Consider the following 10,530-nt stretch of genomic DNA (forward strand, 5'->3'; position numbering starts at 1 on the left):
GAGGTCCATGTTCTCGCGGATCCAGGTGGTGGCGACCTCGTCCACCGGCTGGTCCTGGCGGTTGTAGCGGTCGATCCAAAGGCTCTGGGCGTCCGTGGGCACGTTGAACTGCCGCAGGAAGCGCGCCGGCTGGGCGTGATCCCCGGGCCAGCCCGTGGCGACGATGGTGTAGACCGTGGTCTTCATGCCGGCGAGCCTGCCTTCGGGGTCGGCCTCCAGGAAGCGGATGTCGTAGGCGATGTCCATCCAGTGCGGCTTCCAGCCGTGGAAGACGATGGCCTCCTTGCGGCCGGTCTTGCGCTTCACCTGGGCGAGCATGCCCGCGACGCTGCTCGGCACGACGCTCCAGTCGCCGAGCCCCATGTAGTCGTCCTTGACCGCGTCCTGGAAGGCGCGGGTCATGGCCGCCCCGGAGCCGATCGCGTAGATCTTGTGGTTGAAGGCGTCGCCGTTGGCGACCAAATCCTCGACGCTGTGGATGCCCTGCTCGTAGACATAGGACGGCACGGCCAGCCCCTGTACGGCGCCCTCCAGGTTGGCGGCGTACTTGACGGCCACGCCGTCGTCGAGCAGCGGCTGGACCATGTCCTTGTGTGCCGGCATCCACGCACCCAGGGAGACGTCGACGTCGCCCGTGCGGATGCCCTGGTAGACGAACTGCGGGCTGAGCTCCTGGAGGGTGCTCGGGTAGCCCATGGCGTCCAGGATCTGGCGGGCGACCTCGGTCTTGACGGTCACGCCGGGCCAGGTCTGGATCGCGAAGCGGATGGGTGCCTGCTGCTGCGCGGACGCGCCGAGCGGCGCGAGGGCCGTGACAGCGGCGACGATGATCGTGATCAAGGCCGCACGCAGGCGGCGGTTGTTATGGTGGATCATGGTGGGTCCTCCCCGGTTTCCGGGTGCCCCCGGGAGCGGGGGCACCGTGGTGAAGGCGGGTGTCAGCCCGCGTGATCTCACCGAATCGTGCCGGCACGGGCGCTTCGTTGATCGTGTGTGGCGCCCGGTCCGGTCCGGGTAGTCGAGCGAGCGTGCGCGACTACGCCCCCCGGCCCGGTGGCGGGCCGGGTTTCGGTGACGTGCTGGGGGTCAGGCCTGCCGTCCTCCCGCGGCGGCGGCCAGCTTGGGATTGTTCTGTTCTTCCAGCCGGGCGCGGGCCTCGCGCTCGGCCAGTACCTCGCCGTTACGGATGTATCTGTTCGCGGCGTCGTAGCGCGGCTCGTAGTCCCAGGGCTGGAAGCGTCCCTTCGACAGCGCGGAGTAGATGAACCGGCGCCGCTTCTGGGTATCCAGCACGCGCTCGCGCAGGTCGTCGGCGTCCCAGCGCTCGTGGACGAGCGCGGCGAGCTCGCGCTCGACGTCCTGCAGCTCATCGCGGCCGGCCAGGTTGTCGAGCTCGTCCGGGTCTGCCTCCAGGTCGAAGAGCTGGGGCGGATCGGCGGGGGCATCGGCCTCGCCGTCGCTGTGGACGTACTTGTAGCGCCCGCGGCGCACCATCAGGCAGGGGCCGGCGGTGCCCTCGCCCATGTATTCGGAGTAGACCGTGTCCGGCCAGCCGTCCGTGCGGCCCTCCATCAGCGGCACCAGGCTGCTGCCGTCGAGCCGCGGGGCGACGACCGGGTCCGGGGTCTCGCCGGAGGCGAACTCTACCAGTGTCGGGAACAGGTCCACCAGGGACATGTTCTGGCTGATCCGGCGGCCGCCGGCGATGTCGGGGTGGCTGACGATGAACGGCACCGAGGCGGAGCGTTCGTACATGCTCATCTTGTACCACATGCCCCGCTCGCCGAGCATGTCGCCGTGGTCGGCGGTGAATATCACGATGGTGTTGTCCGCCTGACCGGTGCGCTCCAGCGCGTCCAGCAGCTCGCCGACGCGGGCGTCCACGTAGCTGATCATCCCGTAGTAGGCGTGGCGGGTGCGCCGGATGTCCTCATCGGTGTGTGATTCCCGGTGCATGCCATAGTGGTAGTACAGCCGCGCGCTGTGTGCGTCGCGTTCCTCCACGGGGATGAACGGTACCCGCGGCATGTCGATCTCGTCGTCGCGGTAGAGGTCGTAGTACTCGCGGGTGGTCAGGTACGGGTCGTGGGGATGTGTCAGCGAGGCCGCGATGAAGAACGGGCGCTCGTCGTGCGGGTCGCGCCTGACGTCATAAATGTGGCGCACGGCCCGCCAGGTGGTCTCGTCGTCGTAGTCGATGGGCATGCTGCGTGCGACCACGCCGGAGTGGGTCACGCTCTCCATGGTGTGGAAGAACTCCAGTTGCTCCTCGGGCTTCTCCCAGTCCGGCGTCCAGCCGAAGTCCACCGGGTAGAAGTCGGTGTTCAGCCGTTCCTCGAAACCGTGGAGCTGGTCCGGCCCGACCAGGTGCATCTTGCCGCTGAGGCAGGTGCGGTAGCCGAGCGCGCGCAGATAGTGCGCGAAGGTCGGCGTCGACGACGGGAACTCGGTGGCGTTGTCGAAGGCGTTGAACTCCGAGGGCAGCCGGCCGGAGAGCATCGATGCCCGCGATGACGAGCACAGCGGCGAGTTGCAGTAGGGGTTCTCGAAGACCGTGCCGGCCGCGGCGATGCGGTCGATGTTGGGCGTCTTCACTACCGGGTGGCCGTACGCCGGCAGGACCGGCGAGCCGAGCTGGTCGGCCATGATGAACAGGATGTTCGGCTGTTTGGCTGGCATGGATGCCCTCCGCGGGTTGTCAGGGCGGTTTTTTTGAATCGCTCCAGTCTCGGGTGGCCGCCGCGGGGCCTCAATCGATGAATCCGGCATGTTAGCCTTAGCTCAGCTAATGACCCGCCCGGAGGCCCGATGTACAGCCGCCTGCCACCGCCGAGCTGGTTGCGCACGTTCGCCGCCGCAGCCCGCCACATGAGCTTCACCCGCGCCGCGCGCGAGCTGCACGTGACCCAGTCTGCGGTCAGCCAGCAGATCCGGCTGCTCGAGGACCGGCTCGGCGAGCCGCTGTTCCACCGCCTCCCGCAGAGCCTGCAGCTCACCGAGGCGGGCAAGGCCTATCTGCCGGTGGTGCGGGACGCCTTCGAGCGCCTGTCCTACGGCACCGAGGCGCTGTTCGGCTACGAGCGCACCGGCCAGGTGACGATCCGCGCCACGCCCGGATTCGGCGAGTTCTGGCTGGCGCCCCGGCTGCACGCGCTGTACGCGGCTCACCCCGAGCTCGAGCTGCGCATCGTCTCGACCATCTGGAACACGGACGTGGTGGAGTCCGGCGTTGACCTGGAGATCCGCTACGGCAGCGACGAATGGCCGGAGCTGGAGACGGTCCGCCTCACCCGGGAATACCTCATGCCGGTGTGCTCGCCGGGGCTCGCGGAGCGGCTCGGTGGCGCGCCGGAGCGACTGGCCGGCGAGCGGCTGCTGCACGTGGACGGTTTTCGCACCGGCTGGCCCGAGTGGCTGGACCATGCCGGTGTGTCCGCGGTGGTGGACGGCGGATCCGGCTCGCACTTCGACACGGCGATCCTCCCGACCAAGCTCGCCGAGGAGGGACTGGGCGTGGCGCTGGGGCGCTGGTCCATGGTCGAGGGGCGGATCGCACGGGGATCGCTGGTGGCCCCGTTCCGGGCGGTGCTGCCGTCGAACGAGGCGTTCTATGCGGTATGGCCCGCCGACCGCGAGCTGCGCACGGAGGCGGTGGTACTGCGTGACTGGCTGGTCGCCGCGGCGGACGGCGGGTGACTGCGCCCGCGGGGCGAGGGCTCAGAGCCAGCGGCGCAGGCGGAAGAGCACCAGCTCGGCGACGGCGAGCACGCCGAGGACGACGCAGAGCAGGATGAACGCGCCGGGGTCCTCGGTGCCGGGGAGGCCGCCGACGTTGACCCCCAGCAGGCCGGTGATGAAGCCCAGCGGCAGAAACAGCGTCGCCACCAGCGAGAGCACGTAGATGGTGCGGTTCATCTGGTCGGACAGCCGCGTGGCCAGTTCCTCCTGGGCCACGGCGGCACGGTCGCGCAGGGCCTCGAGGTCCTCCACGTAACGGGTGATGCGGTCCGCGGTCTCGCGCAGGCGACCGCGGTCGGTCTCGTCCAGCCAGGGCAGGGCCTCGGTGGCGAGGCGTTGCATGACGTCGCGCTGGGGGGCGATGAAACGGCGCAGGATGATGCCCTGGCGGCGGATGGCGACGAGCTGCTGGCGCATCTCGCGGCCCTGGCGGTCGACGAGCTGCTCCTCCAGGGCGTCCAGGTCCTCCTCCAGCCCGGCGATGATGGGCCCCATGCGTGCCACCAGGCCCGCGGCGAGGGCGGTGAGCAGCCCGCCGGGGGTGCGCGGCGCACCGGGGGCGTCCAGGGCGGTGCGGACGTCCTCCACCGCCTGGAGGCGCGGGCCGCGCAGGGAGATCAGGCGCTCGTGATCCAGCCACATGCGGATCGAGACCATGTCCTCCGGGTCGGCGCCGGGGTTGAGGTTCACGCCGCGGAGGATGACGAGCAGACCGTCGTGCATGGGCGCGAGCCGCGGGCGGGTCTCCTCGGCGAGCAGGGCCTCCACCAGCAGGGGCGGCAGCCCAGCGGTCTGACCGAGCCACCGGTGCATGTCCGGCGCGGTGCGGTCGAGGTGGGTCCAGAGCGTGCCGTCCCCCGCCTGCCACCCGACAACGGCCGCGGCGTCGGCGGGTTCGAGCCGCCCGCGTGTGCCGGCGGCGTATGCGCAGATCAGTCCGTCCGTCGCCCTGCTCTCCTCCATGGAGTGCCCCCGGTGTGGCCGCGCCCGGCGGGCGCGGGGTGATCAGTGGTCGTGGCCGACGATGGGGCCGTCCTTGAAGAGATATTCACGCAGGTGGCTGTCGAAATCCGGGTAGTTACGGCGCAGCCACTCCAGGCACATGCAGGCGTGCTCGAGCTCCTCGCGCATGTTGTGCAGCAGGATCCCGCGCAGTTCGTCGTCGCCGCAGGCGTCCGCGCGCTGGCGGTACCAGTCCACCGCCTCCAGCTCTTCCTGCAGTGATACCACCGCCTGGTGATGCAGCCGCGTCTCCCGGCTGAGCTCTTCGAGTGGCTCGTGATAGCTGTCGCTTCCAGCTGCCATGATTGCCGTTCTCCTTTCCGTGTCTTTGATTGCGGGTAGTGTTCATCCTATTATCCGCGCCGCCGCCGGTCATCCGGCGACGGCGCGGAGCCGGGTCAGCCGGCGCCGGGACGCGCGCCGTTGCCGCCGCTGCGCCGTGCCGGCAGCAGCCCGTCCTCGGTCAGCCGGGCGTGGAGCTGGCGGGCGGAAAGACGGGTGAGGTCCTTGGGGACCTCGACGATCCGCGCGCCTTCCGGGGTGCTGCCGTTCAGGGCCTGGCGTACGAAACCGAGCATCCGCTTCTCCGCACAGAGAATGACCCGCTCGGCGCCGGTATTCTCGAGCAGCGTGCGCAGCTCGGTGACGATCTCCCGGGCGAAGCGTCCCTCGAGCTCGGCGTCGAAGCCGTCCCGGTGCTCGTCGTAGGTGACGGCCTGGCCGGACGGGCCGCGGTTCCGGCCGCTGCGCCCGTCGCTGTAGACGTGCTCGTCGTGGGCTCGGTGGCGCGGGTTGATCAGGGTGTTGCGCTCGACGAGGTCCGGGCCGCCGTCGAGCTCCGGCACCTCCGCGTGCTCCAGGGTGAAGAAACGGGCGCGGGCCCCCTCGGCAACGACAACGCAGGTCTTCGTCATGGTCGTCTCCTGTAATGACGCCGTGTGATTCATGGCCCCTCGGCCCGCCGCGGCGGCGCCGCCCGCGGGCCTTACCCCCATGACACAGTGCAGGATGCCCGGCGCATCCTGTCCTTTTGTCCCTTGGTTCAAGGATCGGGGCGTTAACGCCCCGGTCAACCCCTTTTCGCAGTATAGGAGCCGAGCCCTCGGCACGGGCAATACAACGCCCCGGCCATGTGGCTAGAATGTCGGCATGACACCGTCAGGAGGACCGGTATGGGCAAGCTACTGAAGTGGGTGGTGATCGTCGTGATCGCGTTGATCGCCCTCGTCGTGGCGGCGGCGCTCGCCGTGGTCGCGTTCGTTGACCCCAACGACTACCGCGAGGACATCGCCGCCGTTGTCGAGCGCAACACCGGTCGCTCCCTGGCCATAGACGGCGACATCGAGCTGAGCTTCTTTCCCCGCCTCGGGCTCGCCGTCAACGACGTCGCCCTGGCGGACGCGCCCGGATTCGGCGAGGAGCCGTTCGCCGAGGTGGGGCGCGTGACGCTCGGTGTCGGCCTGAGCTCGCTGATCTCCGGCGAGCCCCGTCTCGACACCATCACCCTGGAGGGGTTGAGGCTGCGCCTGATCCGTAACGCCGACGGCGAGGCCAACTGGGAGCAGTTCACGCCGCCGGCGCAGAAGGCCGCGGCGGGGCAGGTGGTACCGGTCTCGCTGACCCCGGTTCAGCAGGATGGCGCTGCCCCGGCGCTGCCGGCCATGGTGCGCAACGCCCGGCTCGACGGTGTGGAGGTGAGCGACGCCCGCATCAGCTACCGCGACGAGGGCGCGGGCACGGCCTTTGCCGTGGAGCCGCTCAATCTATCGCTGGAGGACGTGCGCTTCGGTGCGCCGGTGCCCCTGGAGGCGGACTGGCAGGCCTCGCTGGGCGAGGGGGTGTCGCTCGCCGGTGAGCTCGCCGCGACCCTGCAGGTTGACGATGCCCTGCGTGAGGCGACCGTCACCGGTATCGCCCTCGATCTGACCGCCAGCGGCGACGGCGTGCCTGCCGGGGAGCAGACGGTCACCGTCAGCGGCGAGGCCCGTGCCGACCTCGCCGGCGGGACCTACCGGATCCCCGAGCTGAGCGTGGCCGGCGCGGGTGCCGAGCTCCACGGTAACGCCGAGGTACGCACCACGGATCAGGGCCCGGTCGCCGCCGCGTCGCTGAACGTGCCGGCGGTGAGCCCGCGGGAGGTGATGGACGCCCTCGACATGGCCGTGCCGGAGACCCGTGATCCGGACGTCCTCAAGCGGCTGGAGGCGAGCACCGAGCTGCGCTACAGCGGCGGCACGCTGCGCGCGGACCCGCTGAACCTCACTCTGGACGACACCACGGTGAAGGGGACCGCCTCGGTGAGCGACTTCGCCGACCCTGCGATCGCCTTCGATCTCTCCACCGAGTCCCTGAACGTGGACCGTTACCTGCCGCCGGCCTCCGAGGGCGGGCAGCAGGCGGGTACCCCCGGCGGCGCCGCGGCCAAGGGGGCGGGCGAGATCCCCGTGGACACCCTGCGGGCGCTCAACCTGGACGGCCGCCTCGCCGTGGGCCAGCTCACGGTCTCCGGCCTCAAGCTCAGCGACGTGGAGGTCGTGGTCAGGGCCGCGGACGGCAAACTCCGCGTCCATCCGCTGAACGCCGCGCTCTACGGCGGCAACTACCAGGGCGACGTGCGTGTCGACGCCACCGGCGAGGAGCCCAGGGTACAGGTGGACGAGCGGCTCAGCGGCGTCAGCGCCGGGCCGCTGCTCACCGACATGGCCGGTTTCGAGCGGCTGCTCGGCACGGCCAACCTGAGCCTGCAGGCGAGCACCGCCGGGCGCCAGACGGACGCGCTGATCAAGGCGCTCCAGGGCCAGGCGCGCTTCGAGTTCACCGACGGGGCGGTCAAGGGCATCAACATCGCGCAGATGCTGCGCGAGGCCGTGGCGCGCTTTCGCGGTGAGTCGGTGAAGGAGGCGGCGGGCGAGCGCCGGACGGACTTCAGTAGCCTTACCGGCACCGTGCAGATCGACGGCGGCGTGCTCCGCAACAAGGACCTCCAGGCCAAGACGCCGCTGCTGCGGCTCGACGGCGACGGTGATGTGAATCTCGTCAGCCGCGAGATGGACTACAACCTCACCGTGAACGTCGTCGGCTCTCTGGAGGGGCAGGGCGGCGAGGAGCTCGCCGCACTCAAGCGTGTGCCCGTGCCGCTGCGCTTCCGCGGCCCGCTCACCGGACCCAGTGTCGAGCTCGCGGTGGGCGAGGCGCTCCAGCGCGCGGCCCAGGGCCGCGTCAAGGAGAAGGTCGATGAGAAGAAGGCGGAGGTGAAGGCCAAGGCCAAGGAGGAGATCGAGAAGAAGGTCGGCGATCGCCTCAAGGGGCTGTTCGGCGACTGATGGCAGGGCTGTCGGCACAACGGGACGCCGCCGCGGCGGACGTCGCCACCCGCGTCGTCGAGTGGTTCGATGTCCACGGCCGCCACGACCTGCCGTGGCAGCGCCCTGCCACGCCGTACCGGGTGTGGGTTTCCGAGGTGATGCTCCAGCAGACCCAGGTCACCACGGTGATCCCATACTTCGAGCGCTTCATGGCGCGCTTCCCGGACGTCCATGCCCTGGCCTCGGCGGACGTGGACGAGGTCCTGCACCTGTGGTCCGGGCTCGGCTACTACGCGCGGGCGCGCAATCTCCACCGGGCGGCGCAGCGGCTGGTCGAGGACCATGGCGGCGAATTTCCCGCCGGCATCGACGCCGTCGAGTCGCTGCCCGGGATCGGGCGCTCCACCGCCGGGGCGATCCTCTCGCTCTCCCGCGGCGAGCGCCATCCCATCCTCGACGGCAACGTCAAACGGGTGCTCGCGCGCTACCACGGCATCGACGGCTGGCCCGGGCGCACCGCCGTGGCCCGCGAGCTGTGGGCCTGGTCCGAGGCGCACACGCCGGATACCCGGCCGGACGCCTTCAACCAGGCCATGATGGACATGGGGGCGACGGTGTGCCTGCGCCGCCGCCCGCTCTGCGGCGCCTGCCCGCTGGCGTCGGACTGCCACGCCCGTGCCGCCGGGACGCCGGAGGCCTTCCCGGGGCGCCGGCCGAAGCGTGACAAACCCGTGCGGGCGACGCGCATGCTGCTCATCACCCGGAACGACGGCCGGGTGCTGCTCCAGCGCCGTCCGCCCACCGGGATCTGGGGCGGACTGTGGTGTCCGCCGGAGTGCGACGTCGACACGGACCCGGCGGAGGAGGCGTCCCGGCGCTTTGGCCTCACGCTGTACGGTGTGCACGAGTGGCGGCCGCTGCGGCATGTATTCACCCACTTCGCGCTGGACATACATCCGGTGCGCGCGGATGCCGGTCCGGGCACGGCCGTCATGGATGATGCCGACCTCGTCTGGTATAACGCCGGCTCCGGCGACGCCCGCGGCCTCGCCGCGCCGGTCGCGCGACTGCTCAAGGGCCTGGAGGATCCATGACTCGAACCGTTAACTGCGTGAAGCTCGGCCGCGAGGCCGAGGGCCTGTCCAGGCAGCCCTATCCCGGTGACCTCGGCCGCCGGATCTACGAGCAGGTCTCCAAGGAGGCCTGGCAGATGTGGCTGCAGCACCAGACCATGCTCATCAACGAGTACCGTCTCTCGCCGATGGACCCCAAGGCCCGGGAGTTCCTGGAGAAGGAGATGGAGAAGTTCTTCTTCGGCTCGGGCTCCGAGCTGCCCCCGGACTACCGCCCGGACGCGTGAGCGCCGCCGCACTGGATTACCCCCTGCCGCGTCCCGCCCTCGGCGAGCCGGTGCCGGTTGCCGGGGGCGTGCGCTGGCTGCGCCTGCCGCTGCCCTTCGCCCTGGATCACATCAATCTCTGGCTGCTGGACGGTGCTGCCGGCGAGCGCGTGCTCGTGGACACAGGCGTGGGCTCGCCGGACAACCGCGCCCACTGGCAGGGACTGCTGGAGGCGTGGTCGCCCGGGCGCATCGTCGTGACCCACTTCCACCCGGACCACATGGGGCTCGCGCGCTGGCTGCAGGCCGCGACGGGTGCCGTCGTGTGGATGACCCGTGCCGAGCGCGATACCGCGGAACGGCTGCTGGCCAGTTCCGACGATGAGGCGGGCGAGTCGGTGGCGGCGTTCTATCGCCGGCACGGACTCGACGCCGGGCGGGCCGACGCCCTGCGTCGGCGTGGCAACACGTACAGCCCCCTGGTCGACGGCATGCCGGAGATCGGGTGCTGCATCGCGGACGGTGACACGCTCGACCTCGCCGGCGCGGACTGGCGCGTGATCGTCGGCCGCGGCCACGCCCCGGAGCACGCCTGTCTCTACCGCGCGGAGGACGGTGTGCTGATCGCCGGCGATCAGCTCCTGCCGCGGATCTCCAGCAACGTCAGTGTCCCGCCGGCCGCGCCGGACGCCGATCCGCTCGGGGCATTCCTGGACTCGCTGGACACCCTCGACACCCTGCCGGCGGATACCCTGGTGCTGCCGTCCCATGGCCGGCCGTTCCGCGGTCTGCATGTTCGCACCGCCGAGCTCCGTGCCCACCACGGGCATCATCTCGAGGTGCTCCTCGCCGAGGCCCGGCGGCGGCCGCTCACCGCGGCGGACGCACTGCCGCTGCTCTTCGATCGCAGCCTGGACAGCCACAGCCTGTTTTTCGCCATGGGCGAGGCCGTCGCCCACCTCAACCGGCTCTGGCATACCGGCGCCGTGGCGCGGCGCGAGAGGGACGGCGCGTGGGTCTTTACCGCCCCTTGACGCCGGTGCCCTAATTCGGTTGAATACCCGACCTCGGGCCAGGTAGCTCAGTCGGTAGAGCAGGGGATTGAAAATCCCCGTGTCGGGAGTTCGATTCTCTCCCTGGCCACCA

Annotated in this window: 10 protein-coding genes and 1 tRNA gene; 6 read left to right on the forward strand and 5 right to left on the reverse strand. The window is 70.4% G+C overall.

What is annotated here, in order from left to right; genetic code table 11:
* Positions 1 to 876, reverse strand: an 876-nt coding sequence (locus tag G7A99_RS12615; RefSeq protein WP_163140645.1) for a glycine betaine ABC transporter substrate-binding protein, incomplete at its 3' end; no start/stop codon positions are given.
* 210 nt (positions 877 to 1,086) lie between these two features.
* On the reverse strand, positions 1,087 to 2,679 hold the full coding sequence (betC, locus tag G7A99_RS12620; RefSeq protein WP_163140647.1) for a choline-sulfatase: 1,593 nt from the start codon (positions 2,677 to 2,679) through the stop codon (positions 1,087 to 1,089).
* A gap of 129 nt (positions 2,680 to 2,808) precedes the next feature.
* Between betC and G7A99_RS12625 the strand changes: the two genes are divergently transcribed.
* Positions 2,809 to 3,696, forward strand: coding sequence for a LysR substrate-binding domain-containing protein (locus G7A99_RS12625; RefSeq protein WP_163140649.1), 888 nt, complete (start codon positions 2,809 to 2,811; stop codon positions 3,694 to 3,696).
* A 21-nt stretch (positions 3,697 to 3,717) separates the two neighbouring features.
* Here G7A99_RS12625 and G7A99_RS12630 read toward each other — a convergent pair whose 3' ends face one another.
* The 3 genes from G7A99_RS12630 to G7A99_RS12640 form a co-directional block, all read right to left on the reverse strand.
* Positions 3,718 to 4,701, reverse strand: a complete 984-nt coding sequence (locus G7A99_RS12630; protein WP_163140651.1) for a zinc transporter ZntB — start codon at positions 4,699 to 4,701, stop codon at positions 3,718 to 3,720.
* A gap of 42 nt (positions 4,702 to 4,743) precedes the next feature.
* Entirely contained in the window at positions 4,744 to 5,043 is a 300-nt protein-coding gene (locus G7A99_RS12635) for a ferritin-like domain-containing protein (RefSeq protein ID WP_018716662.1), read from the reverse strand.
* 95 nt (positions 5,044 to 5,138) lie between these two features.
* Positions 5,139 to 5,654, reverse strand: a complete 516-nt coding sequence (locus G7A99_RS12640; protein ID WP_018716661.1) for a host attachment protein — start codon at positions 5,652 to 5,654, stop codon at positions 5,139 to 5,141.
* Positions 5,655 to 5,912: 258 nt separating this feature from the next.
* Here G7A99_RS12640 and G7A99_RS12645 point away from each other — a divergent pair, with 258 nt between their 5' ends.
* The 5 genes from G7A99_RS12645 to G7A99_RS12665 all read left to right on the forward strand — a co-directional run bounded on the left by G7A99_RS12645 (position 5,913) and on the right by G7A99_RS12665 (position 10,530).
* The gene (locus G7A99_RS12645) at positions 5,913 to 8,063 is read left to right on the forward strand and encodes an AsmA family protein (protein WP_163140653.1); all 2,151 of its coding nucleotides are present in this window, start codon (positions 5,913 to 5,915) and stop codon (positions 8,061 to 8,063) included.
* The gene (gene mutY / locus G7A99_RS12650) at positions 8,063 to 9,139 is read left to right on the forward strand and encodes an A/G-specific adenine glycosylase (RefSeq protein WP_163140655.1); all 1,077 of its coding nucleotides are present in this window, start codon (positions 8,063 to 8,065) and stop codon (positions 9,137 to 9,139) included. Before G7A99_RS12645 ends, mutY begins: the two co-directional genes overlap by 1 nt.
* Positions 9,136 to 9,405 (forward strand): oxidative damage protection protein, encoded by a 270-nt coding sequence (locus G7A99_RS12655; protein ID WP_026320868.1) that lies wholly within the window; start codon positions 9,136 to 9,138, stop codon positions 9,403 to 9,405. Before mutY ends, G7A99_RS12655 begins: the two co-directional genes overlap by 4 nt.
* Positions 9,402 to 10,418 (forward strand): MBL fold metallo-hydrolase, encoded by a 1,017-nt coding sequence (locus G7A99_RS12660; RefSeq protein ID WP_163140657.1) that lies wholly within the window; start codon positions 9,402 to 9,404, stop codon positions 10,416 to 10,418. Before G7A99_RS12655 ends, G7A99_RS12660 begins: the two co-directional genes overlap by 4 nt.
* A gap of 36 nt (positions 10,419 to 10,454) precedes the next feature.
* Positions 10,455 to 10,530: transfer RNA gene (locus G7A99_RS12665), tRNA-Phe, on the forward strand.

The organism is Arhodomonas sp. KWT, assembly GCF_010993615.1.

Bases quoted from the DNA above. Each gene is read 5' to 3' on its own strand.
- betC (WP_163140647.1), bottom strand. From the start codon at position 2,679: ATGCCAGCCAAACAGCCGAACATCCTGTTCATCATGGCCGACCAGCTC.
- G7A99_RS12625 (WP_163140649.1), top strand. From the start codon at position 2,809: ATGTACAGCCGCCTGCCACCGCCGAGCTGGTTGCGCACGTTCGCCGCC.
- G7A99_RS12630 (WP_163140651.1), bottom strand. From the start codon at position 4,701: ATGGAGGAGAGCAGGGCGACGGACGGACTGATCTGCGCATACGCCGCC.
- G7A99_RS12635 (WP_018716662.1), bottom strand. From the start codon at position 5,043: ATGGCAGCTGGAAGCGACAGCTATCACGAGCCACTCGAAGAGCTCAGC.
- G7A99_RS12640 (WP_018716661.1), bottom strand. From the start codon at position 5,654: ATGACGAAGACCTGCGTTGTCGTTGCCGAGGGGGCCCGCGCCCGTTTC.
- G7A99_RS12645 (WP_163140653.1), top strand. From the start codon at position 5,913: ATGGGCAAGCTACTGAAGTGGGTGGTGATCGTCGTGATCGCGTTGATC.
- mutY (WP_163140655.1), top strand. From the start codon at position 8,063: ATGGCAGGGCTGTCGGCACAACGGGACGCCGCCGCGGCGGACGTCGCC.
- G7A99_RS12655 (WP_026320868.1), top strand. From the start codon at position 9,136: ATGACTCGAACCGTTAACTGCGTGAAGCTCGGCCGCGAGGCCGAGGGC.